20 protein-coding genes are annotated in these 22968 nt (G+C 70.3%); 1 reads left to right on the top strand and 19 read right to left on the bottom strand.

Features of this window, described 5'->3' with window-relative positions:
* Positions 1-51: 51 nt before the first annotated feature.
* The 17 genes from IF78_RS0104595 to IF78_RS0104515 form a co-directional block, all read right to left on the bottom strand.
* Positions 52-1185, bottom strand: a complete 1134-nt coding sequence (locus IF78_RS0104595) for a pectinesterase family protein (RefSeq protein WP_031477335.1) — start codon at positions 1183-1185, stop codon at positions 52-54.
* An 86-nt stretch (positions 1186-1271) separates the two neighbouring features.
* Positions 1272-2585, bottom strand: a complete 1314-nt coding sequence (locus IF78_RS0104590; RefSeq protein ID WP_031477336.1) for a pectate lyase family protein — start codon at positions 2583-2585, stop codon at positions 1272-1274.
* A gap of 32 nt (positions 2586-2617) precedes the next feature.
* A complete protein-coding gene (locus tag IF78_RS0104585) occupies positions 2618-3412 on the bottom strand; it encodes a rhamnogalacturonan acetylesterase (protein WP_031477337.1) in 795 nt (264 codons plus the stop codon).
* A 108-nt stretch (positions 3413-3520) separates the two neighbouring features.
* Positions 3521-4864, bottom strand: coding sequence for an ABC transporter substrate-binding protein (locus IF78_RS0104580; RefSeq protein ID WP_031477338.1), 1344 nt, complete (start codon positions 4862-4864; stop codon positions 3521-3523).
* 50 nt (positions 4865-4914) lie between these two features.
* Positions 4915-6921 carry a pectinesterase family protein gene (locus IF78_RS0104575; protein ID WP_031477339.1) on the bottom strand — a complete coding sequence of 669 codons (2007 nt, stop codon included), beginning with the start codon at positions 6919-6921 and terminating at the stop codon, positions 4915-4917.
* 33 nt (positions 6922-6954) lie between these two features.
* Entirely contained in the window at positions 6955-8490 is a 1536-nt protein-coding gene (locus tag IF78_RS0104570) for a glycoside hydrolase family 43 protein (RefSeq protein WP_031477340.1), read from the bottom strand.
* Positions 8487-9332, bottom strand: a complete 846-nt coding sequence (locus tag IF78_RS0104565; RefSeq protein WP_031477341.1) for a DUF6807 domain-containing protein — start codon at positions 9330-9332, stop codon at positions 8487-8489. The genes IF78_RS0104570 and IF78_RS0104565 overlap by 4 nt, the downstream gene beginning before the upstream one ends.
* On the bottom strand, positions 9332-10486 hold the full coding sequence (locus IF78_RS0104560; protein ID WP_031477342.1) for a Gfo/Idh/MocA family protein: 1155 nt from the start codon (positions 10484-10486) through the stop codon (positions 9332-9334). Before IF78_RS0104560 ends, IF78_RS0104565 begins: the two co-directional genes overlap by 1 nt.
* Positions 10483-11778: a pectate lyase family protein gene (locus IF78_RS0104555; protein ID WP_031477343.1), complete on the bottom strand. Its 1296-nt coding sequence runs from the start codon at positions 11776-11778 to the stop codon at positions 10483-10485. Before IF78_RS0104555 ends, IF78_RS0104560 begins: the two co-directional genes overlap by 4 nt.
* Entirely contained in the window at positions 11775-12671 is an 897-nt protein-coding gene (locus IF78_RS0104550; RefSeq protein ID WP_031477344.1) for a carbohydrate ABC transporter permease, read from the bottom strand. The genes IF78_RS0104555 and IF78_RS0104550 overlap by 4 nt, the downstream gene beginning before the upstream one ends.
* Positions 12668-13603, bottom strand: coding sequence for a carbohydrate ABC transporter permease (locus IF78_RS0104545; RefSeq protein WP_031477345.1), 936 nt, complete (start codon positions 13601-13603; stop codon positions 12668-12670). The genes IF78_RS0104550 and IF78_RS0104545 overlap by 4 nt, the downstream gene beginning before the upstream one ends.
* Positions 13604-13770: 167 nt before the next feature.
* Complete coding sequence (araD, locus tag IF78_RS0104540) at positions 13771-15507, bottom strand: L-arabinonate dehydratase (RefSeq protein ID WP_031477346.1); 1737 nt, start codon at positions 15505-15507, stop codon at positions 13771-13773.
* Positions 15504-16412, bottom strand: a complete 909-nt coding sequence (locus tag IF78_RS0104535) for a dihydrodipicolinate synthase family protein (protein WP_031477347.1) — start codon at positions 16410-16412, stop codon at positions 15504-15506. Before IF78_RS0104535 ends, araD begins: the two co-directional genes overlap by 4 nt.
* On the bottom strand, positions 16409-17077 hold the full coding sequence (locus tag IF78_RS0104530) for a GntR family transcriptional regulator (protein ID WP_031477348.1): 669 nt from the start codon (positions 17075-17077) through the stop codon (positions 16409-16411). Before IF78_RS0104530 ends, IF78_RS0104535 begins: the two co-directional genes overlap by 4 nt.
* Positions 17078-17248: 171 nt before the next feature.
* Complete coding sequence (locus tag IF78_RS0104525) at positions 17249-18001, bottom strand: MBL fold metallo-hydrolase (protein WP_031477349.1); 753 nt, start codon at positions 17999-18001, stop codon at positions 17249-17251.
* Between the two features lie 52 nt (positions 18002-18053).
* Positions 18054-18701: a dihydrofolate reductase family protein gene (locus tag IF78_RS0104520; RefSeq protein WP_031477350.1), complete on the bottom strand. Its 648-nt coding sequence runs from the start codon at positions 18699-18701 to the stop codon at positions 18054-18056.
* A 61-nt stretch (positions 18702-18762) separates the two neighbouring features.
* Positions 18763-19359, bottom strand: a complete 597-nt coding sequence (locus IF78_RS0104515; RefSeq protein WP_031477351.1) for a TIGR03086 family metal-binding protein — start codon at positions 19357-19359, stop codon at positions 18763-18765.
* A gap of 189 nt (positions 19360-19548) precedes the next feature.
* Between IF78_RS0104515 and IF78_RS0104510 the strand changes: the two genes are divergently transcribed.
* The gene (locus IF78_RS0104510; protein ID WP_031477352.1) at positions 19549-20784 is read left to right on the top strand and encodes an MFS transporter; all 1236 of its coding nucleotides are present in this window, start codon (positions 19549-19551) and stop codon (positions 20782-20784) included.
* Here the strand turns inward: IF78_RS0104510 and IF78_RS0104505 are convergent.
* Both IF78_RS0104505 and IF78_RS0104500 read right to left on the bottom strand, forming a co-directional pair.
* Entirely contained in the window at positions 20721-21884 is a 1164-nt protein-coding gene (locus tag IF78_RS0104505; protein ID WP_031477353.1) for a hypothetical protein, read from the bottom strand. The genes IF78_RS0104510 and IF78_RS0104505 overlap by 64 nt on opposite strands.
* Positions 21881-22834 (bottom strand): 5-dehydro-4-deoxyglucarate dehydratase, encoded by a 954-nt coding sequence (locus IF78_RS0104500; protein ID WP_031477354.1) that lies wholly within the window; start codon positions 22832-22834, stop codon positions 21881-21883. Before IF78_RS0104500 ends, IF78_RS0104505 begins: the two co-directional genes overlap by 4 nt.
* Positions 22835-22968 lie beyond the last annotated feature (134 nt).

The following is a 22968-nucleotide window of genomic DNA, read 5'->3' as shown; positions in this document are numbered from 1 at the left end:
AGTCCCCCGGCGATCCCCGCGATCCCTGTCAGCACGGTCCGCCTGCGCATCTCAGCGCCCCTCCTTCCAGGGCGCCCAATCCCCGAGGTACGCCTCCCGAGTCGCCGACCGGGCCTGTACGGCGGTGAGTTGGGGCCGGTTCTCCGGGACGGTGATCTCCGCTCCCGGCCCGGTGTTGCGGTACTCGGCGAACCGCTGCTCCTGCCAGGGGAAGGACGCCGACATGTCGGTGTAGGGCGCGACCGCGTCGATGGCGGGGCCGAGGTGGGTGTCGCGGACGGTGAGCGACGGGTGGGCGGTGGGATCGGAGCTGGGCACCCAGGGGCGGGCCAGTTTGTAGTAGGCGTCCGGGGCCTCGCTGGTGATGCGGCTCCTGGTCACGAGGTAGCCGCGCGGGTTGGCGCCCGCGGTGGAGGGCGCGAAGACGAAGCCGTACGGGGCGGACGACAGGTCCGTCCGGGTCAGGGTCCGGAAGTGGCAGTGCTCGTACACGGCCGTGCCCCGCCCGAAGACGAAGTCGACGTCGCCCTCCACGTAGCAGTGCGAGAAGTACTGGCGGGCGAAGACGCCGAGCGCCATGGAGTCGGCGTACAGGGTGTCCTGGTGGCCGAGGAACCGGCAGTGGTGGAACGCGGACCGGTCGCCCTGCACCTTGATGGCGACGGCCTGGGTGCCGCTCATGCCGGGGTGGTCGGCGCGCAGCCAGTCGTTGGCGAAGGTGATGTGGCGGGCGGTGAAGCCGTCGGCCTGGACCAGGGTGGTGGCGGAGCCGGTGGTGCCGTAGGTGCCGCCGCCGGGCTTGGGGGTGCCGGCCGCGTTGTCGTAGACGATGACGACGTCACGCGGGTCGTCGCCCGCGCCGAGCCAGGTCATCTCCGTACGGCTCACGTCGACGGCGACCGTCTCGCGGTACGTCCCCGGCGCGATGACCAGCGTCCAGCCGCTGCCGGTCGCGGCGGTCACGGCGGCCTGGACGGTGGTGAAGTCGCCCTGGCCGGCCACGTCGACGTAGAGGGTCCGCGGGGTGAGGCGCGCGGCCGGTGATCCGTACCGGCCGAAGGGGCAGGGGGCGTGGCCGGCGGCCCGTGCGGGGGCCGGCGCGAAGGCGAGCGCGGTGCCGAGGGCGGCGCTCGCGGTGAGGAATCCCCTTCTGGACAGGGGCAGTCGGAGGTGGGGCGAGGGCATGCGGGTGCTCCTTCGCAGGGCGGCTCGTGCGGGACTTCCGGGGAGGGGCGGCCTTACCCGGGTTACGCCCCTCCCTCGTGGAGGCGTCAGCGCAGGCGGCCGGCGCCCGCGCAGTTGTCGACGATTCCCGGCACGGCCTTGGGGTTGTCGACCTTCGTCCGCAGGGTCGGCGTCCAGCCGGCGCCCGACTGGAGGGTCTCCTCCGGGATCTCGGCGTTGTGGACGGCGATGAGATCCGTGAGCTTTCCGTTGACGTGGTTGTTCTCGGCGGTCAGCGGGGACTCGTTCCACTTCTTCAGCACCTTGCCGACGCCCGCGCCGGCCGGCAGGGAGATGGAGTTGTCGCTGGCGTACAGCTGCGAGGAGATGCCGACACCGAAGATGTAGTAGTCGTCCTTCTGCTCCTCGGTCACCACGTAGTGGTTGTTGTAGACGTCGACCTGTCCGAACCGCACGCGCGGGGAGCGCTGGAGGATCCCCTCGAAGCGGTTGTGGTGCATGGTGACCTTGAGCTTGCCGGCGTCGATGGCGGCGAGGCCGTCGCCGTTGCCGATCAGCATGTTCTTGTCGTGGTTCTCGAAGGAGTTCCAGGACACGGTCACGTAGTTGGAGCCACGCACGATGTCCGTCAGCCCGTCGTGCTGCTGGAAGACCTTGCCGAAGTGGACCGGCCGCTCGCTGTCGGGGAAGCGCCCGTCGGTGAGCGTGTTGTGGTCGATCCACACATGGTCGCTGCCGTAGACGACCACGGTGTCGTACTCGGAGTTCCAGTTGCCCGTGTTGTTGTCGTCGGTCGGGTCCCACTTGGGGAAGCAGTCGAGCGGCGCCTCGATGGTGAGGTTGCGCAGGATGACGTTCGAGACGCCCTTGATCTGGAGGCTGCCGCCGAGGATGCCGGAGTTCCTGCCGACGCCGACGATGGTGGTGTTACTGGGGATGTTGGCCTTGATCTCCGTGTCCTGCTTGGCGGCGGACGCGACCCGCGCGTCCTCCTGCGGACCCATGGCGACCTTGTCGTTGCCGTAGACGGCCGGGTCGTAGTCCTTCAGGTACTGCTGGAGGTCGTAGCCGTCTGTGACGAAGGCCTCGCAGCCCTGGGAGACGGCGTCGATCATGCCCTTGACCTTGATGATCTTCGGCGCGTCACCCCCGTCCTTCAGTGCGGCCTTGAACTCGGCCCAGGTGGTGACGGTGTAGACGTGCTCGGGGTCGGCGGCCGACCCACCGGTCGTCCCGGCCCCTTCCGAGCCCCAGCCGTCGCCCGCGCCGAGGACCTGACGGCCGAGGTCACGGGGCCCGGCCTGCGCTCCGGTGCCGGTCAGCCCGAGGACGAGCGCGGTGCAGCCGATCAGAACAGCGGCCCGCTTTGTGGCATGCCCATGCCATGTCTGTACGTTCATTGTGCGGCTCTCTCTTCTGCGGTCGGGTGGTGTTACGCGACGGCCTGCGGCCAGGTGATCCAGGACTCCGGGATCTCTTCGTCCAGTCGGCGCACGTCCCGCGGGCCGAGCACCCGCGTACGCAGCAGCTCCCGCGCCACGAGACGCGCCACGGCGATCGCGCCGGGCGGGTTGAAGTGCGTGTTGTCCTGCTCGGTGGCGGTCCAGTTGAAGTACTTCTTCGTCTCCTCGACCCCGAGCCGCTGCCACAGCGCGAGCGACAGCGCCTGAAGGTCGAGCAGCGCCACGCGCTCCTCCTCGGCGAGCGCGCGCATCGCCGCCGGATAGTCGCCGTGGGTCGGCACGGCGTTGCCGCCCGCGTCGAACCGGCGCCGCTCGACGGCGGTGGCCAGCACCGGCCGCGCACCCCGGGCCCGCGCCCCGTCGACGTACAGCCGCAGATAGTTCTGGTACGTCGTCCAGGGCTCGGTGTACCGAGCGGGATCCTCGGCCTTCTCGTCGTTGTGCGCGAACTGGATCAGCAGGAAGTCACCGGGCCGGATGGCCTGGAGGATGACGTCGAGCCGCCCTTCATCGACAAAGCTCTTGGAACTGCGCCCGTTCACGGCGTGATTGGAGACGAGGAGGTCCTTGCGCAGAAAGGAAGGGATCGCCATGCCCCACCCGGTCTCGGGAGCGGCGGGGGCGTATTTCTGGGCGGCGGTGGAGTCGCCGGCGATGTAGAGAGTGCGATGGCGCTGCGCTGCCTGCGCGGGACCGGTGACCGCGAGGGCGAGAGGAACGGCGGCAACGGCCGCCAAACTGACCTGTCTACGGTTAAGGGACACAAGGGTGCCTTTCAACAGGGGACAGTGAAGCTCCCTCAGGGGCGCGGGGAACTGCGCGACCAGCCACAAACCACTCGCAGCCGGCCGCGCACAGAACCGACCGAGCTCTCAGCCGTTCCTTTCCGTCCACTCGGCCTGAGCCTCATTCAACTGCTCAGCCATCGTGTCCAGAAATTCCTTCGCGCTCATGTCCCCGTTCAGCACCTTCTGGAAGTTCGGCTCGTTGTCGGCCTTGGAGATGGTGTTCCAGTCAGGCAGGTAGTACGGCAGCTGGACAATCGTCGTCGACCCGTCCGTCAACGCGGCGGCAGCCAACTTCGTCGGCTCGGCCTCGGAGATCCACGCATCCTTGGCGGCGTCGTTGTTCGAAGGAACCTGCCCCGCCGCCTCGTTGAACTTCGAGTTCTCCTCGTGCGAGGTCGCGAACTCGATGAACTTCCAGGCGGCCTCCTTGTTCTTGGAGCTCTTGAAGAGACCCATTCCATCAACGGGGTTGGACACCTGGACCCGCTTACCGGCGGAGCCAACCGGCTGCGGAATTCCCCGGAACTTGTCCGTCCCCAGCGCCTTCACATGGTCCTGGTACGACCCCAGGTTGTGGTTCAGCATCCCGATCGTGCCGGAGTCCCACTGCGCGACCATCTTGGTGAAGTCGTTGTTGAGGTCGGCGGCCGGAGTGACCTTCTTGTAGAGCGCGGCGTACTTCTCCAGGGCGGCCACGTTCTTCGGGTCGTTGACCGTGGTCTTGTCACCGTTCCAGAAGGACGTGATCCCGGACTGCCCGTACATCGCGTCCAGCGCCTGGGCGATGGACCCGGCACCACCACGAATGGTGTACCCGAACTCGTTCTTCTTGGCGTCCGTGAGCTTCTCCGCGGCCTCGAAGAACTTGTCCCAGGTCGACGGCTCGTCCAGCCCGGCCTTCTCGAACAGGTCGGTGCGGTAGTACAGCACACCGTTGTTCGCGGAGGTCGGCACCGAGTACAGCTTGCCGTCCCCACCGCCCGCGGCCTTCAGCGAAGCCACCATGTCCTCGTTGAGCTTGCCGTTCAGAGACGACTTGGCGAGCCGGTCGTCCAGCGGCTCCAGCGCGTTCTGCGCGGCGAACCCGGCGAGCATCGCCGCGCCGACGCCGCCGACGTCCGGCAGGCCGCCGCCCTGGATGGCGGTGTCCACCTTGGACTGGTAGTCGGTGGACGGGATCCCGACGTACTCGACCTCGATGTCCGGGTTCGCCTTCTCGAAGTCGGCGATGATCTCCTTCCAGATGTCGGTGCGGACACCGCCGTTGTTGTCCCAGAAGACGATCTTTCCCGTGCCGCTGCCCTCGGCGCCCTTGTCCCCGCCCGCGCCGCTCCCATCGTCACCGCAGGCGGTGGCGGTCAGGGCGAGGACGGACCCGAGGGCGACGGCTATGGCAGCGCGCCTGCTTCTACGGATGCTGATCTTCATTGGTCGGCTCTCTTCGTTCTGGATCCAGCGGAGATGTGAAGTCGTGGGGGTCAGTGGTGGTGGGCGTACGGCTTCCAGCCGTCGGCGCCCCGGAGGTAGTCGGCGACGGTGTGGGACCGCGCCTCGGCATCGCTCATCTGCGGCCGGTCCGCGGTCATGGCGGCCCCGGGTCCGACGTTCCGGTACTCCGTGAACCGCGCGTCCTTCCACGAGAACCCGCTCATGTCGGTCCACGGCGAGGCCTTGATCGCGGCGGGCAGCTCGGTGTTCCTGATCAGCACCTGGGCGACGGCTGCCGGTTCACCACCGGGGTGCCAGGGCCGCCCCAGGTGGAACGACCCGGCCGGCGCGTCGCTCACCACCTTCGAGTCGGTGATCAGGAACCCGTACGGATTGCCCGTCCACGTCGAGGCCGCGGTGATGTAGCCGTTGTTGGTGGCCGATCCCCGGCTGAGCGCACGGATCACCGAACGCTCGATCACGGTGGTCGCCCGTCCGTAGACGAAGTCGACGTCGCCCTCGATGTACGAGTCCCGGATGTACACCCGGCTGATCACGTCCAGCTTGGGGCTGTCGGTCATCAGGGTGTCCTGGTTGCCCAGGAACGCGGTGTCCTCGAAGACGATCCGGTCACCGGTCGTCTTCATCGCCAGAGCCTGCTCGCCGTTCAGCTCGTGCGCGGCCTCGTCGAAGTCGTTGCTGAAGGTGAGGTTGCGCGCGGTGACGTCGTTCGCGGCGATCCTGACGGTCGCGCTCCCCGTCGAACCCCCGTACGCGGCAGGCGTGTCGAAGACGATGACGGTGTCGGACCGGTCCCGTCCGGTGCCCTGCAGCACGATGTCCGGCTTGCTCGAGGGGATGAACACCTTCTCGCGGTACGTCCCGGGCGCCACGGCGATCACGACCCGTCCGGCGTTCCCGGCCGGCACCGCGTCCACGGCGGCCTGCACACTCGCGTAGTCCCCGGGGACCCGCAGCGTCACCGAGTCACCGATCCGCTTCTGCGGCCCGGAGAACCGCTTCACCAGCGCGGGCACGGCCGCGGCCGGGTCCAGCCGGTAGTCGTAGAACTCCCGTGGGTCGAAGGCGGCACCCCACTCGTCCTGCCGCCCGCTGACGTTCCGCAGAATCGACCCACGCTCGACCAACTCGGCCGTCGCATCGGCCTGATAGGGATGCTGGACCCCGTCGTAGTAACTGTTCTCGATGACCATCCGGGTCTTGCCGCGCGACCAGTTCCCGTACGTCCAGGTCGGGTCACCGTCGGCCACCTGCGCCGAGAGGTAGTTGTTGTACAGGTGCGCGTAGGCGCAGTTGTCGGCCGACGGGTTGCGCTGCTTGGTGCCCGTGAACCAGTTGTGGTCGACGGTGATCTGCGTCTGGAGGTTGGTCGTCCAGCCGATCCCGAACGCCTTGTTGTGGTGGGTGAACTGGTTGTAGGAGACGGTGATGTACTGACTGTCCTTGCGGATGTCGAGCAGACCGTCGCCCATGCGCGTGAATCGGTTGTGGTCGATCCAGACGTGGTCGACGGTGTCCATCTGGATGGCGTCGAAGTCGGTGGTCTTGCCGTCCCAGTCGCCCTCGACGTAACTGTCGCGGATCGTCAGGTTGCGGATGATGACGTTGCTCGTGCCGGGGTTGAGATGCAGCTCGCCGTGGACGATCTCGCCGGTGTCACCGACCCCGACGATGGTCTTGTTCGACGCCACCACGATGTCCGAGCCGAAGGGTTCGACGTCGATCGAACCCGACACACGGATGATGTACGGCTCCTTGGCCGCCGCGTACTCGGCCAGCGAGGCCCGGTCCGTGACGGTCACGACCTTGCCGCCCGCGCCGCCGGTGGTGCCCCCGGCGAGGGAGGCGAAGCCGTGGGGCCGGTCCGTCCAGCGGTCGACGGAGGCCGAAGTCGCCGTGGGGGTCTCGGCCTTCGCCTCCGCCATCGTCCCGAGGCTCAGCGCGGCGACAAGGCCGAACACGGCGGCCAGGACCCTGCCGTGGCCCGGTCTCCCGGTCGGTCTGTGCAAGCGCTTGCTATCAAGGTGCTGCGTCATTGCGGCTCCCAACGGGCTTACGGGTCAGGTGCGTTACAGGGGGTCGATCCTGAAGTGCGAGAAGGTTGCCGCGCCGGCGTGTCCCGTTCCGGCGGGCGCGAGGGCGAACAGGCCGAGCAGAGCACCGACCCAGCGCCAGGGGGTGGCGGCGAAGACGGGGCCGGAAACGCGCGGGCCCTCCCCGATGTCGTAGAGGAAGCGGCAGCGCGCTCCCGCCCCGATCTCGATCCGCAGCCGCACCCGCCCCTGAGGTGCGAGCCGCGCGTGTGCGGCGTCCCGTTCCCTCTCGGCGACGGCCTCCGCGAACCGGTGCACGACATGCACCGCCCCGTCCGCGCCCCGCTGGAGCCCGATCCAGCCGAACGCGTCCCCGAGCACCGCGAGCCCCGCCCGCGTCCCCGACTCCTCGCTGTCCAGCCGCAGGTCGACCTCGACCGCGCAGGGCGTGCCCGGCAGCCGCTGGGTGAGGACGTTGGGCAGTTTGCGCAGGTCGTGCGCGTCGGCCGAGCGGACGCAGGCCAGTTTCAGCCCGTCGCCGGAGTGCTGGGTGGCCCAGCCGGCATGGGGGTCCCCCCGCTCGAGCGAAGCCGAGAGTGGGGGAGGGTTGGCCGTCCACGACCACTGGCGGCCGAAGCGTCCGCCGGGGAAGTCGTCGTCGGTGGCGGGCGCGGCCGGCGGGTGCGGTGGCAGGTCGGGAAGTGGGTGTACGGCAACGGGGGCGCCTTCGTTCCCGAGTACCGGCCAGCCGTCGGCGCCCCAGCGCATCGGCTGGAGGTGGACGACCCGGCCGTACGCGCCCCGCTGCTGGAAGTGCAGGAACCAGTCCTCACTGGAGGGGGTGCGAACCCAGCCGCCCTGGTGCGGCCCGTTGACGTCGGTGTCCTTCTGTTCGAGGACGATCTTCTCCTCGTACGGCCCGAAGAACTCGCGCGAGCGGAAGGCGCCCTGCCAGCCGGTCTCCACTCCCCCGGCGGGCGCGAAGATCCAGAACCAGTCGTCGTGCTTGTAGAGCTTGGGTCCTTCGAGGGTGAACCAGCCGGGGATCCGGTCGCCGTCGACGATCAGCTTGCCCTCGTCGAGGAGTTCGGAGCCGTCGGGGTGCATCCGGTGGCCGGTGAGGCGGTTCTTGACGCCGGAGCGGGACTTGGCCCAGGCGTGCACGAGGTAGGCCTCGCCGGTCTCGTCGTCCCAGAGGGGGCAAGGGTCGATCAGTCCCTTGCCCGCCTTCACCAGGTGGGGTTGGGTCCAGGGGCCCCGGATCTCGGGGGCGTTGACCTGGAAGATGCCCTGGTCGGGGTCGCCCCAGAAGATCCAGAAGCGGTCGTCGTGGTGGCGGATCGACGGGGCCCAGATGCCGCAGTCGTGGCGGGGGGCCGCGAACTCCTCCGCCGGTTCGAGGCGTTCGACGGCGTGGCCGACCAGGGTCCAGTTGACCAGGTCCCGGGAGTGCAGCAGGGGCAGGCCCGGGGCACGGCCGAAGCTGGAGGCGGTCAGGTAGAAGTCGTCGCCGACGCGGACGACGTCCGGGTCGGACCAGTCGGCGTTGAGGACGGGATTCCTGTACGTCACTGGCTCACCACCTTGCGGACCAGGGCCGCCACTTCGAGGCGGGGCAGGCGCCCGTCGGCCACGACGGTGACGATCCGCCGTACGACGGTCTCGCCGGGTGGGATCGGCAGCCGTTCCTCGGACGCCAGCGAGGAGCCGACGCCCGGGTAATCCTCGGCTCGCACGAACCACGGGTCCTGCCGGGTCCGGTCGGTGGCCCCGGCGAAGACGAGCGTCCAGGTGCTGCCCGCGAGGGCTATCCAGTCGGCGCGGGTGCCGTGGATCGCCGCCTCGCCCTCCCGCTCGACGGTGAACACCGTCGGCGCCGACGCCTCCTTGCGGGCCCGCCAGAAGAAGCCGCCGTACGCGGCACCCGGACGCCCGTTGGTGGCTGGGCTGCCGATCGACAGCGGGCCGGAGGTGACGTTGGTCAGGGAGAAGGTGAAGTCCAACGCCCAGGCGAACTCGGTGAGTTCCGTCGCCGCGACCGTACGGCGTTCGCACAGCAGCTCGGCGCCGGACGCCACCCAGCGCAGTTCCTCGACGAAGCCGTCGGGGTCGCGCAGCTGGAAGGCGGTGTGCCGCTGGGCACCGTGGTTGTCCAGCTCGGTCGGGCCCTGGTCGCGGACGAAGGTGCGGCCGCCCCAGAAGTTGGACCCCTCGACGTCGGGAACGGCGACACCGACGCCGAGGTGATGTGTGTGGTCGGCCGGGCTGAGCTCGGTGACCGCCGTGCCGGCCAGGGTGGTGACGGGGTGCAGGTACGGGCGCGGGGAGAGCCGGGCCGGGAGTTCTGGCCGGGTGACGTACCGGCCGACCGGCCGGCCCGCGACGCGCAGCACCGCGGTGTCGTGGGGGGTCATCAGGTGCTCACCTCATTCGTTCGTGCCGGAGGAGCCCAGGGGGCGCCCAGCTCGGAGTAGAGGGCGAGGGTGTCGGCGGCGGCCGCGACCAGGCCGTCGATGCCGGGCACGACCCGGCGCTGCTCGTCGGGGAGCAGGTGCCAGGCCCCGTCCGGCAGCGGGGCCGGGTCGGGGGCCAGTCGAATCGCTTCAACGACCCGCATGAAGGCACCGGTCGCGTCGGGTGTGACCAGCAGGTCGGTGCCGTCGGTGAGGTGGTCGACGAGGTTCTCCAGCAGGTCGGTGCGGCCGTACTCGAACTCCTCCGGGCCGTGGTTCGCGCGCTGGAGCAGGACGCGGTCCTGCTTGTACCAGAAGGTGATCCGGCCGTGTTCGCCGTGGACGACGACGTACGGGTCGTCGGGGTCCTCGGCGCACAAGGTCGCGCCGACGACGACCGGGGTGCGGCTCGTGGTGACACGGACGCAGGAGGTGTCGTCGGACTCGATGTCGTTGGCGCGCAGCAGCTCGGTCTCGATGTCCGTGACGTCCTCGGCGCGGGTGGTGCCGCCGAGTGCGAGCGCGGTGGCGACGGCGTGGGCGAGCGGGTTGGTGAGCACCCCGTCGATCACGTCGACACCGTTCAGCCTGCGCCTGCCCGCCCAGGGCGCCCGCCGGTAGTACGCCTCGGGACGCGCCCAGGCACCGGCCCCGCCGATCCCGGCGATCTCGCCGACGGCGCCCTCGGCCAGCAGCGTCCGGATCGCCGGCACCGCGTGCGAGCCCAGCGACTGGAAGCCGATCTGACAGGCGACCCCGGCCTCGGCGATCCCGTCGGCCATGCGCCGGAACTCGGCGTACGACGGGGCGGGCGGCTTCTCCAGCAGGATGTGCACTCCCCTGTGCGCGGCCGTCAGCGCCAGGTCGGTGTGGGTCGGGATCGGCGTGCAGATCACCGCGATCCGCGCGCCGGTGGCGTCGAGGAGGGCGCCGAAGTCGGCGGACTGTTCCGGTGCGCCCAGGCCCTCGGGGAGCTCCTGTGCGGTGAGCGGGGTCAGCTCGCAGATCCCCGCCAGCCGCACGATCCCCTTGTCCTGGAGCCGGCGGATGTTGTCGAGGTGCCAGCGGCCGTGGCCGCGCGCGCCGGCCAGCACGATGGGTACGGCAGTGCTCATGGGGTCCTCCCTGCGCCCGCGCCACGGGCCACCGCTCGGTCGGCCGTCTCGGCGCTGTCGATCTTTTTGTGCAGGGTAGGTGTCCAGCCGACGTCGGCCGTGAGGTCGCGCTCGCTGCCGGAGTTGTAGGCGTTGTGGATGGCGAGCAGGTCGACGGGGAAGCCGTTGAAGAGGGTTCCGGACTGGTGGAGGGCGGTGCCGTTCCAGCTCTTGACCAGGTCGGCGACCTCTACGTGGCCGGGGGTGTGGAAGGCGTTGTTCTCGGCGTGGATCGCCGACTCGGTCGACACGCCGATGGAGTAGCGGTAGTCGTGGGCGTCGGCCGGGACGACGTACCGGTTGTTGTAGAGGTGCACCTGGCCGAAGCGGACGCGCGGGGCGCGCTGGACGACGGACTCGAACTCGTTGTGGTGCAGGGTGACGCGGAGCCTGCCCCGGTCGCCGGTGGCCGTGTCGCCGTTGCCGATGAGGATCGCCTTGTCGTGGTCGGTGAACCGGCTCCAGGAGACGGTGACCAGGTCGGAGGCGTTGGTGATGTCCAGCAGGCCGTCGTGACGGAGGTAGTTGCGGCCGAAGTGGGTGGGTTCCTGTTCGTCTGGATGGCCCTGGTCGCTGAGGGTCACATGGTCGATCCAGACGTGGGTGGCGCCGCGCAGCCAGATGTTGTCGTACGCCGTCTTCCAGTCGCCGAGGCCGCCGGTGTTGGGCTGCCAGACGGGGAAGCAGTCGTAGGTGTCGCGGAGTTCGAGGTTGCGGACGATGACGTTGTCCGCGCCCCTGAGCTGGAGGCTGGCGCCCTTCAGCACGGCCTTGGCGCCGAGTCCGACGATGGTGGTGTTGGAGCCGACGGCCAGCTCGATCCGCTCGGCCTGCCTGGCCGCCGAGGCCTGGCGGGCCTCCTCCAGCGGACCGCTGGGCTTGGCCGAGCCCCAGGTGCGGGGGTCGTAGGCGGCCAGGTACCCCTTGGTGCTGTAGCCATCGGTGGCGTAGTCGGCGCAGTCCAGGTGGTCGCCGTCGTCGTCGGTGTTGGCGTCGATGGTGCCGGCGACCTGGATGATCTTCGGCGTCGCGCTGCCGCCGTCGAGGGCGCGGACCAGCTCACTCCGGTTCCGTACGGTGAAGACGTGGGCGTCGTCGGCGGTGGAACCCCCCGTGGTACCACCGTCGGCCGCCGCCCAGCCGTCGTTCGCGGCGAGGGTGTCGCGGCTGATGTCGCGGGTGTCGTCGGCGTGGGCGGGGACGCAGAGGAGCCCCAGCAGCGCGGTCAGCGCGGCGATCTGACGGAGCCTCATCCCTTCACCGCCCCCGCACTGAACCCCGTGATCAGCCACTTCTGGATGAAGGCGAACACGATCACCACCGGCACGGCCGCGATGATCCCGCCGGCGGCCAGCGCACCCAGGTCCACGCTGTCCGCGCCCATCAGGGTGTTGAGGCCGACCGGGATGGTCTGCTTCTCCTGGTTGTTGAGGAACATCAGGGCGAACAGGAAGTGGTTCCAGGAGTGCACGAAGGCGAAGGAGCCGACCGCGATCAGACCGGGCCTCAGCAGCGGCAGGACGACGATCCTGAAGGCCGTCATCCGGTTGCAGCCGTCGACCCAGGCCGCCTCCTCCAGGGAGTACGGCACGTTCTTGATGAAGTTGCTGATCAGGATCATCGACAGCGGCAGTTGGAAGACCGTCTCAGCGATGATGACGCTGCCCAGCGAGTTGATCATCTGGAGCTCGGCGAAGATCTCGAACAGCGGCACCAGGAGCAGCGCGCCCGGCACGAACTGGGAGCAGAGCAGGGCGAGCATGAACGCCCGCTTGATCTTGAAGTTGAAGCGCGCGAGGGCGTAGCCGCCGGCCAGGGCGACGAGCGTCGTCATCAGCAGGGTGACGACGCCGACGAGCACGCTGTTCTGGAAGTAGGTGCCGAAGCTCCGCTCCGTCCAGACCTTCTCGAAGTGGTCGAAGGTGATCGGCCAGGGCACGAGGGAGGTCGAGCCGGCCGGGCGCAGCGAGAACAGCAGGATCCAGTAGAAGGGGATCAGGGTGAAGACCAGGTAGATCGACAGCGGGAGGTAGATCTGCCAGCGAGGGGCCTCGTCCCAGGAGCGGTTCCGCTTCGTCGGACGTCGCGGCTCGGGGGCGGCGCGCACGGGCGCGGGCGCGGCCTTGGTGGCTTCCTTCACGCTCACTTGTCCTCACCTCCGAACTTGCTCAGCCGCAGATAGACCATCGAGCAGAAGAGCAGGATCACGAACGCGACCGTGGTCAGGGCGGAGGCGTAGCCGAAGTTGTGGGCGTCGACGCTGATGGTGGCGATGTAGAGCGGGAGTGTCGTGGTCTCGCCGGCCGGACCGCCGCCGGTCAGGGTGTAGAGCAGGTCGACGTTGTTGAACTCCCATACCGCGCGCAGCAGCGTGGACAGCACGATCGCGTCCTTGAGGTGGGGCAGCGTGATATGCCAGAACTGCTTGATCCGGCTGGCCCCGTCGACCTCGGCCGCCTCGTACAGGTCCTTCGAGACGGACTGGAGGTCGGCGAGGATGAGGATCGCGAAGAACGGCACGCCGCGCCACAGGTCGGCGACGATCGCGGCCGGGAACACGGTGGAGGTGTCCGACAGCCAGCTGGTGCCGTACGAGCCGATGCCGACGTCCGCGAGGTAACGGGTGATGCCCGTCTGGGAGTTGTAGAGCAGCACCCAGATCGCCGAGGTCAGCACGCCGGAGACGGCCCACGGGGAGAAGACGAGCGCCCGGCCCAGCGCACGGCCCACGAACGTCTGGTTGACGATCAGCGCGAGCGCGAGCCCGAACAGCAGTTGGAGCCCGACCTCGACGAACACCCACTTGGCGCTGAAGACCAGCGTGTCCCAGAACAGCGGGTCCTCGGTGAAGGCGTGGACGAAGTTGTCGAAGCCCGTGAAGCCGTTCCGCCACGGCTTGGTGGGGTTGTACTCCTGCAGGCTGTAGTAGAAGACGCTGAGGACCGGGTAGGCGATGAAGCCCAGCATGAGCAGGGCCGCCGGGGCGATCAGCAGATACGGGAGCCTGCGCGGCGTGGCGGAGGCACGGCGCCGCCGGGGTGGCGCGGGCGGTTTCGCCACGGCTGCGGCTTGGGCCATGACAAGGTCTCCGTTCTTGGTACGTCGTGCGTGCGGCTTGCTTTCGTGGTGCAGGAAGCGCTTTCTCGGTGAGTGCGGGTTGCCCTAGTCGCGCTATAGGGGGTGCCTCTTGATGTTGTGTGGCGGCTGCGGGTGCCTTGTGGCTGGTCGCGCGGTTCCCCGCGCCCCTAGAGGGCGTAGGGGTCCCGTACCTGGCCCGGCCGGGCCAGGAACTCGAAGTCGCAGCCGGTGTCGGCCTGGGTGATCTGTTCGTTGTAGAGCGCGCCGTAGCCGCGCTCGTAGCGTGCGGGCGGCGGTGTCCACTCGGCCCTGCGACGCTCCAGCTCCTCGTCGTCCACGTTGAGTTGGAGGGTGCGTGCCTCGACGTCCAGGGTGATCAGGTCCCCGGTGCGTACGAGGGCGAGCGGTCCGCCGACGTACGACTCCGGCGCCACATGCAGCACACACGCGCCGTAACTCGTGCCGCTCATCCGGGCGTCGGAGATCCGCACCATGTCCCGTACGCCCTGCTTCAGCAGATGGTCGGGCAGGGGCAGCATCCCGTATTCGGGCATGCCCGGGCCGCCCTTGGGCCCGGCGCCCCGGAGCACCAGCACGCTGTCGGCGGTGATGTCGAGCGACGGGTCGTTGATGGTCCGCTGCATCGTCCTGTAGTCGTCGAAGACGACCGCACGGCCGGTGTGCTTCAGCAGGTGCCGCTCGGCGGCGATGTGCTTGATGACGGCGCCGTCCGGGCAGAGGTTGCCGCGCAGCACGGCGACCCCGCCCTCGCTCGCGACGGGGTTGTCGCGGGGCCGGATGACGTCGTCGTTGTGGACTTCGGCGCCCTCGAGCTGCTCCCCGAGGGTGCCGTTGACGGTCGGCCGGTCAAGGTGGAGCAGGTCGGTGATCCGCGAGAGGAAGGCAGGCAGACCGCCGGCGAAGTAGAAGTCCTCCATGAGGTACGTCTGTCCGCCGGGCCGGACGTTGGCGAGCACCGGCACGGTCCGCGCGATGCGGTCGAAGTCGTCGAGGGTGAGCTCGACGCCCGCGCGGCCGGCCATGGCGATCAGGTGGATGACGGCGTTGGTGGAGCCGCAGAGGCCGAGGATGGTGGTGACGGCGTCCTCGAAGGCCTCGCGGGTGAGGATCTGCGACGGCTTCAGACCGGTCCAGGCGAGTTCCACGGCGCGGCGCCCGGAGGCGGCGGCCATCCGCTCGTGCCCGGAGTCGACGGCCGGGATCGAGGAGGCACCCGGCAGCGTCATACCGAGGGCTTCCGCCGCCGCGGTCATCGTGGAGGCGGTCCCCATGGTCATGCAGTGACCGGGGGAACGCGCCAACCCGCCCTGGAGCTCGCGTAGTTCACAGTCGGTCAGATTGCCCGCGCGGTGCTCGTCCCAGTACTTCCACATGTCGGTGCCGGACCCGAGGGTCTCACCGCGCCAGTGCCCCGGCAGCATCGGCCCCGCGGGCACGAAGATCGACGGTACGTCGGCCGAGGCCGCGCCCATCAGCAGTGCCGGCGTCGACTTGTCACAGCCGCCGAGCAGCACCGCCGCGTCGATCGGATACGACCGCAGCAGCTCCTCCGTCTCCATCCCGAGCAGGTTGCGGTAGAGCATCGGGGTCGGCTTCTGGTACGTCTCCGAGAGCGTGGCGACCGGGAACTCGAGCGGGAAACCCCCGGCCTGCCACACTCCCCGCTTGACCGCCTCGGCACGCTCACGCAGATGAACGTGACAGGGGTTGATGTCGGACCAGGTGTTGAGGACGGCGATCACCGGGCGGCCCCGGTACTCCTCGGCCTCGTATCCCAGCTGGCGCATGCGGGCATTGTGCGACCAGGTGCGCAGCTGGCCCTCGGTTCCGTACCACTGATGGCTGCGGAGTTCCTCGGGGCGCTTTCGCTCTCTGTCGGTCATATCGACCACCCGGCGGCGATGGCGGCGACCTCGGCGCGCTCGCTCTCTGGCAGGTGCCGGCTCGGCGGGCGGACCTCGCGGCGGCACAGGCCGAGGGAGGCGAGGGCCTCCTTGACGACGGTGACGTTGTCGGCGGAGCCGTTGGCGGCCCGCAGCTCCTCGAAGCGGCGGATCTGCTCCCAGACCTTCATCGCGCCCGGGTAGTCCCCGGATCGAAGCGCTTCGATCATGTTCAGCGAAACGGCCGGGGCGACGTTCACGAGCCCGGAGGTGAAGCCGGTGGCACCGGCCGAGAAGTACGAGGGCGCATACGGCTCGGCGAGCCCGGCGACCCACACGAAGCGCTCCAGACCGGCGTCGCGGGCGAACGCGGCGAACTTGGCGGCGTCCGGGACGGCGTATTTCACGCCGATCACGTTCGGACAGTCGTCGGCGAGCTCGGCCAGGCGCGCGCCGCCGAGCTGGGCGTTGCGGATGTACGGCACGACGCCGAGCTCGGGGACGGCCGCGGCGACGGCGCGGTGGTAGTCGACCCAGCCGCTCTGCGAGACGTAGGGGTGGACGGGCTGATGCACCATCACCATCTGGGCGCCCAGCTCGCGGGCGTGCCGGGCGGAGGCGACGGCGGTGGGCACGTCGTGGCCGACACCGACGAGGATGACCGCGCGATCGCCGGCCTCGTCGACGGTCAACTCGGTGACGAGGCGGCGCTCTTCGGGGGCGAGGGCGTAGAACTCGCCGGTGTTCCCGTTGGGGGTCAGGGTCCTGATCCCCCCGTCGAGGAGACGACGCAGCAGGGCCCGGTGGGCGTCCTGGTCGACGCGGCCGTCCTCGGCGAACGGGGTCACCGGGATCGCCACCACGTCGGCCAGGGCCGTCCGCTGGGTCTCGAACGTCGTTGTCATGCCGGACCGTCCTCTCCCTGGGCCTCGACTCCCGCGTCCGGGAAGGCCCGCTCGACGAACGACGCGATGTGGGCGCGCAGGGCGCGCGCGGCGCCGTCGGCGTCCCCTTCCAGCGCGAGCCGCAGGATCTCCCGGTGCTCGCCGGCCTCCCGCTCCCAGGAGGGCGAGGCCGCCCAGGCGACAGCGGAGACGAGGGCGGCCTGGTCGCGGACCTCGTCGAGCATCCGGCCGAGCAGCGGGTTACCGCACGGCAGGTAGAGGGCGCGGTGGAACTCCCGGTTGGCGAGGGAGCGTTCGGCGGTGTCGGTGGCCTCGTCGGCACGGGTCAGCGCGTCACGGGCGGCGTCGAGGGAGGCTCCGCGCCGGACGGCCCGCCTGAGGGCCTCGGGTTCGAGGAGCAGCCGCACGTCGTAGACCTCGCGCGCCATGTCCGCGTCCACCATGCGCACCGTGACGCCCTTGTACTGGCTCATCACGACCAGGCCGGTCCCGGCCAGCGTCTTGAGCGCCTCGCGCACCGGGGTCTTCGACACCCCGAACCGAGCGGCGAGCTCGGTCTCGACGAGGGCCTGACCGGGCGTCAACTGCCCGGTGAGGATGCGGCGTTTGATCTCCTCCAGCACGTACTGCGTGCGCGAGGGGATCGGCGTGGGCACAGAGGTCATGCGCGCCTCTCGGATCTTCGCGAGATGGCTCTCGCGTATGGGATCTCACGTATCGCGTCTCATATATGACGTACGAAGTACGACGCGATGAAGGTAGGAGGGGGCGCATGTTTCGTCAATGCTTCTGGCAAAGGAAGTTGAGGCTTCCTCAGGGAGTGCCTCAGGGATCGCCTAGAGGTGCAGCGTGTGACCTTCGAACGCGGTGCGGGTACGCCCGCCGAAGGCCGCGGCGGCGCGGGAGGTCGCCACCTCCGGGGTGAGCGTGGGCCCCACGTGCGTGACGACGAGTTGTCGTGCGCCCGCCTGACAGGCGGCGGTTCCGGCGTCCTCGGGAGTGAGGTGAACCTGTTCGCCATCGCGATGCTCATCGATGTCGGCCTCGCACAGGAACAGGTCCGCGTCGCGGGCGAGTTCGGTGAGCGCGGGGCAGGGCCCGCTGTCCCCGGAGTACGCGAGGACCCGCCCGTCATGCTCCGCCCGCAGCCCGTACGCCTCGACATCGTGGGCGACGGCACACGAGGTGAGCAGCAGGTCGCCGTGCCGGACGGTGTGACCGTCGAACAGGGCGTGGAAGTCGAGGACCCCGCTCAGGAAATCGACGTCCGCCCGCCCGAGGAACCCGGCGAGACGCCGCGCGCAATCCTTCGGCGCGTAGACCGGGATGGGTGCGTCCGGAGTGAGCCCGCCATAGGCCAGACCGTAGAAGGCGGCCAGGAGATCGGCGCTGTGGTCGGCATGCAGATGCGAGATCCAGATCGCGCTCAGCCGTGCCGGATCAGTGTGCCGCTGCAACTCCGCGAAGGTACCGGTCCCGGCGTCCACCCACACCTCGGCCCCTCCCCCGCGCACCAGATAGCCGGAGCAGTTGCGGCCGGGGCCGGGGTACGGGGAGGCGGTGCCGAGGACGGTGAGGGTGAGGGGCATGAAGAGGAGCGTACGCAGTGCCCGGCCCTGGCGGGACCTCGGCCCGGGCGGCTCAGAGACCGGCGCGGGTGAACGTCATATGCGTGACTCCACTGGGCGAGGAGGTGGCCTCGACCTCGTAGTCCTGCTGGACGTCCTCCAGTCCGTCCCAGAGGCGTACGCCCCGGCCGAGCAGGATCGGGACCACCACGACGTGCATCTGGTCGATGAGCCCGGCGGCGAGGAAGTCGCGGAGGACGGTGACGCCCCCGCCGATGCGTACGTCCTGGCCGCCCGCGGCCTCGCGGGCCGTCTCCAGCGCCTTGGCGGGTGAGGTGTCGAGGAAGTGGAACGTCGTGCCGCCCTCCATCTCGATCGACGGGCGGGTGTGATGGGTGAGGACGAAGGTCGGTGTGTGGAACGGCGGGTTGGGCCCCCACCACCCCTTCCACTCCGGGTCCTCGTGCCATCCGGGGAAGCCGAACTTCCCGGCGCCCATGATCTCGGCGCCGATACCGGGTGCGAACTGCCGCGCGAAGGCGTCGTCGAGGCCGCCGCTCCCGCCGGGCTTGCCGACCATCTCGTGCCACCACCGGGTGGCGAACATCCACTCGTGCAGCCTTTCGCCGGCGTGGCCGAACGGCGCGTCATGGCTCAGCCCTTCACCGGTGCCGAAGCCGTCGAGCGAGATGGCGAAGTTGTGGACGCGGGCGAGTGACATGGCTGGCGACTCCTTTTGCTTGTGCTGGTCAGGACTTGTGTCTTGTTTCTGCTGGTCAGGACTAGTCGGCCGACGCCTGCCACCGCGGGTCGCGTCCGCTCAGCCCCACCGCCCGGTCGAGCAGCGGTGCCTCGTCCGGGACGGGGACGACCGGGCCGAAGATGCCGCCGCCGCGGCTCGGGTCGTCGGCGGCCGCGAGGAGCATGCCGTACGACAGCTGCAGGGCGGCCGGCTCGGGGGCGTACGGCTGGCCGGTCGCGCGGGCCAGGTCCCAGCCGTGGATCACCAGCTCGTTCACGGCGACGACACCCGCCTCCGCGCCCGTCAGGGGTACGCTGCCCGCGCGGGTCTCTCCGGTCCAGGCGGCCGGGTCGCGCCAGGCCTCGGCCAGCTCCGCCAGGACCTTGGCCAGCTCCTCGCGCCAGCCCGGCCCGATGTCCGGTACGGCGGCGTCCGGGGGCGTGTCGGTGGTGGGTCCCAGGTCCTTGCGGGCGGCGTCGCGGAAGGCGACGGACAGGCCGAGCAGATGGCCCAGCAGGTTGCGCACCGCGTACTGCGGGCACGGTGTGCCGTCCGTCAGCTGATCGTCGCGGACGCCGTCCGCCAGGCGGGCGATGACACCGGTCTGTGGTTCGAGGTCGAGGGCGCTGTCAGTCATGGGCCGGCTCCTCACGGATCTGTTTCCTGAGAGGTTGACCGACGGCGACGGCGAAACTCATCGCCGACACGGGTCGCTCTACGGACTGCCCCCCTTTCCGCACTCCCTACGACGCGCAGCCGAAGCCGCCTCCCTCTAAGGCACTTCCCCGATCCCGGCGCCCCCGCCTTAGCCGCACAGTGGCCAGGCATGACGACCACCACCTGGGCACTCCTACGCGTCCTGCGCGACCGCGACGCCCGCCTCTACCTCACCGGAGTCGTGATCTCCGGCTTCGGCACCTCGGCGCTGTGGCTGGCATCCGGCGTATGGGTCAAGGACCTCACCGGGTCCGACGGCCTGGCCGCGCTGTGCATGCTCGCCATGTGGGCGCCCACCCTGGCCGGCCCGCTGCTCGGCACGCTCGCCGACCGCACCCGCCGCAAACCGCTGCTGATCGGCGCGAACCTCCTGCTGGCCGCCCTCCTGCTCACCCTCCTCACGGTCGACTCCCCGGACCGCCTCTGGCTGCTCTTCGCGGTCCTGTTCGTGTACGGCGCGGCAGGTGTCGTGCACGACGCCGCCGAGTCCGCCCTCGTCGCGGGCGCGGTCCCGGCACCCCTGCTCGGCGACTTCAACGGGCTGCGCATGACGGCCACCGAGGGCATGAAACTCCTCGCCCCGCTGGCCGGCGCGGGCGTCTACGCGGCGTACGGCGGAGCGAGCGTCGCCCTGCTCGACGCGGGCACGTTCGTGGTCGCGACCGGCCTGTACGCGTGCCTGCGCGTGCGCGAGAGCAAGCCCGAGCGCCCGGCCGGCGACTGGCGGACGCAGACCGCCGAGGGCGCCCGCCACCTCTGGTCGCACCCCCGGCTGCGCCCACTTGTCCTGGCCGGCGGCACCACCATGCTGTTCGCCGGTCTCAGCGGTGCGATGACCTACGCCGTCATCGACGGCCTAGGGCACACCCCCGCGTACGCCGGTGTGCTGTACGCCGTCCAGGGCGCCGGTTCGGTGGCGATCGGGCTGCTCTCCGGCCCGGCCCTGCGCCGACTCGGGGAACGCCGCTTCGCCGCGTACGGCATCGCCGTGACGGCCGCCGCGGCGGGGCTGAGGGCGATCCCGTCCGACCCGGTGGCCCTGGTCTGCAGCACGGCGATCGGCGCGGGCCTGCCCTGCGTGCTCATCGCCGCCCTCACCGCCGTGCAGCGCGAGACACCGGACGCGCTGCTCGGCCGTACGGCCGCCACGGCCAACACGCTCGTCTTCACGCCGAACGTCTTTGGGCTGGCAGCGGGGGCGGCGCTCGTCGAACTGCTCGACGTACGGCTGCTGTTGGCGGTCATCGGCCCGGCGTGGCTGGTGACCGCCCTGCCGCTGCTTCAGAGTCCGGCGAGGCCCTCCCGCACCGCCGCCAGGTCCCCGTCCGACGCCAACCCCGCGTGATAGAGCCGGATTTCCGTGGCGCCCAGCTCACGCGCGCGTGCCGCGTCCGACGCCAGCGTGCCCGGGCTGCCGCCCATCCCGGAGACCACACCGAAGTTGGCCGCGACGACGGCGCCCTCGCGGCCCTGCTCGGCGAAGGGTGTGAGCAGGGCGGGGCCGCCCGCGCAGGGCACGACCACGCCGTCCGCGAGGGACAGGATGTGCTCGGGGTCGACGCCGGGGTTGGCGCCGACGTGGTACGTCACGGGGTCGGCGTGCAGCAGCACCTGGAAGCCGTCGGGGGCGGCCGCGCGCACCGCACGGACCGCCGTCTCCTGGAGCGTACGGGCGGTTTCGTCGCGCCACGCGCGCGTGGCCGCCGCCACTTCCGAGCCGAGCAGCTTCTCGACGCCGGCCCAGCCCTGGTCGTCCTGCGCCCCCTGCCACAGCGGCTCCAGGGCGGCGCGCATGGCGGCCGCCAGCTCGTCGGCGTCCAGGCCGTGGGCGCCGTATCCCTCCTTGCAGGTCGGGCAGAAGCAGAGCGCCATCAGGTAGTACCCGGCGTCCCCGAGCGGGACCCCGGCCGTCTTGTCGTGGGCGTGCAGATGCTGGAGGCCGTACCAGCCGAGGGACTCCAGTTCGGTGCCGCGCGCCCCGGGGCGTACGGCTGCCTCGGCGGCCAGGTCGACGAGGTACGCGCGCGTGGCGGGCTGGGCGATGCAGGGGGCCCAGGGGTAGCGGTCGCCGTAGGCGTTGACGACCGAGGTGTCCGGGTGCTCGGCGCCCAGCCGGGAGTTGTGCGCGAGGACGACCCAGGTGTGGACCTCCAGGCCCGCGTCCGCGAGGGCGCCGGCCGCCTCGCCGTACGCGTCACCCGGCGCCCAGGCCCCGGCCGGGTACGGGCGCAGTTCCCGGCCCGCCCACCGGTCGTCCGTCGGGTACAGCACGGCGGCGTGTTCGGCGGTGACGACGCGGTGGCGCGGGTGGCGCGGGGTGAGGGCGCGGGTGGAGTGGTAGGCGGCGGCGAGGGTCACCTGTCGCACGCCGAGGGCGGCGATCCTTCCGGGGGCCTCCGGGTCCCCGTTGACGTCCCAGGGGTAGACGAATGTCGACGCCTTCACTTGGTTTCCTCCGGCTCCTTCTCCAGCAGCGCGTAGCCGCGCTCGATCACCTCGGCGAGCTGCTTGACATGCTCCTCGCTCGGCTCGTGCAGCGGGGGCCTGACCTCTCCCACGTCCAGCCCCCGCAGGCGTACGCCGGCCTTGACGAGGGCGACGGCGTAACCGCGGCCCTGGGCGCGCAGTTCGACGAACGGGCGGTAGAAGCCGTCCAGCAGGCGGGTGACGGTCGCCTCGTCACCGGACTCCAGCGCCCCGTGGAAGGCGAGGGCGATCTCCGGGGCGAAGCAGAACACGGCGGAGGAGTACAGCGGGACGCCGATGGCCCGGTAGGCGAGCTGGGTCTGTTCGGCGGTCGGCAGGCCGTTGAAGTACAGGAAGGCGCCGGTGACTTCGGTGCGTACGGCGCTGACGATCCGCTGCATGAGGTCCAGGTCGCCCAGGCCGTCCTTGAGGCCGATGATCCCGTCCGTGCGGGCCAGTTCGGCGACGGTTGCCGGGGTGAAGACGGCGTTGTCGCGCTGGTAGACGATGACGGGCAGCGCGGTCGCCGCCGCGATCTCCTGGTAGTGCCGAAGGAGCCCTTCCTGCCCGGCGACGACGAGATACGGCGGCATGGCGAGCAGCCCGTCCGCGCCGGCGCTCTCGGCGAGCCCGGCGTACCGCACGGCGAGGGCGGTGCCGTATCCCACGCCTGCGACGACCGGGACCTGTCCGTCCGCCGCCTCGACGGCCGCCCGCACGCACACCTCGTACTCCTCGGGCGTGAGCGCGTGGAACTCCCCGGTGCCGCAACAGGCGAACACGGCGGCGGCCCCGGCCTCGACGCCCCGGCGCACATGGGTGCGGTACGTGTCGAGGTCGACGGAGCCGTCGGGGCCGTAGGCGGTGACGGGGAAGAACAGCGGCCCACCGGGGATGCTGAGGCGTGCGGCGAGGGGGGCAGGCGTCACGGGCTCTCCCTGGGGCGAGTGCGGGTACGTGCGGGACGAGTGGCGGGATGAGTGCAGGATTCTGATCAGAGTTTACGTTTATGAACATCGACTGCACCACCCTTGACTCGCCAGGGTCGTGATCCTTAACTTGT

The organism is Streptomyces bicolor, from assembly GCF_000719285.1.
Lineage (GTDB): Bacteria > Actinomycetota > Actinomycetes > Streptomycetales > Streptomycetaceae > Streptomyces > Streptomyces bicolor.
Note: the sequence above shows the minus strand (reverse complement) of the source record. Positions and strands in the feature narration are given on the sequence as shown.

What these genes read in the sequence shown, in the direction of transcription:
- IF78_RS0104575 (WP_031477339.1), bottom strand. Translation starts at nt 6,921, where the DNA reads ATGACGCAGCACCTTGATAGCAAGCGCTTGCACAGACCGACCGGGAGA.
- IF78_RS0104535 (WP_031477347.1), bottom strand. Translation starts at nt 16,412, where the DNA reads ATGACAACGACGTTCGAGACCCAGCGGACGGCCCTGGCCGACGTGGTG.
- araD (WP_031477346.1), bottom strand. Translation starts at nt 15,507, where the DNA reads ATGACCGACAGAGAGCGAAAGCGCCCCGAGGAACTCCGCAGCCATCAG.
- IF78_RS0104565 (WP_031477341.1), bottom strand. Translation starts at nt 9,332, where the DNA reads ATGACCCCCCACGACACCGCGGTGCTGCGCGTCGCGGGCCGGCCGGTC.
- IF78_RS0104525 (WP_031477349.1), bottom strand. Translation starts at nt 18,001, where the DNA reads ATGCCCCTCACCCTCACCGTCCTCGGCACCGCCTCCCCGTACCCCGGC.
- IF78_RS0104580 (WP_031477338.1), bottom strand. Translation starts at nt 4,864, where the DNA reads ATGAAGATCAGCATCCGTAGAAGCAGGCGCGCTGCCATAGCCGTCGCC.
- IF78_RS0104555 (WP_031477343.1), bottom strand. Translation starts at nt 11,778, where the DNA reads ATGAGGCTCCGTCAGATCGCCGCGCTGACCGCGCTGCTGGGGCTCCTC.
- IF78_RS0104560 (WP_031477342.1), bottom strand. Translation starts at nt 10,486, where the DNA reads ATGAGCACTGCCGTACCCATCGTGCTGGCCGGCGCGCGCGGCCACGGC.
- IF78_RS0104595 (WP_031477335.1), bottom strand. Translation starts at nt 1,185, where the DNA reads ATGCCCTCGCCCCACCTCCGACTGCCCCTGTCCAGAAGGGGATTCCTC.
- IF78_RS0104545 (WP_031477345.1), bottom strand. Translation starts at nt 13,603, where the DNA reads ATGGCCCAAGCCGCAGCCGTGGCGAAACCGCCCGCGCCACCCCGGCGG.
- IF78_RS0104510 (WP_031477352.1), top strand. Translation starts at nt 19,549, where the DNA reads ATGACGACCACCACCTGGGCACTCCTACGCGTCCTGCGCGACCGCGAC.
- IF78_RS0104520 (WP_031477350.1), bottom strand. Translation starts at nt 18,701, where the DNA reads ATGTCACTCGCCCGCGTCCACAACTTCGCCATCTCGCTCGACGGCTTC.
- IF78_RS0104515 (WP_031477351.1), bottom strand. Translation starts at nt 19,359, where the DNA reads ATGACTGACAGCGCCCTCGACCTCGAACCACAGACCGGTGTCATCGCC.
- IF78_RS0104530 (WP_031477348.1), bottom strand. Translation starts at nt 17,077, where the DNA reads ATGACCTCTGTGCCCACGCCGATCCCCTCGCGCACGCAGTACGTGCTG.
- IF78_RS0104590 (WP_031477336.1), bottom strand. Translation starts at nt 2,585, where the DNA reads ATGAACGTACAGACATGGCATGGGCATGCCACAAAGCGGGCCGCTGTT.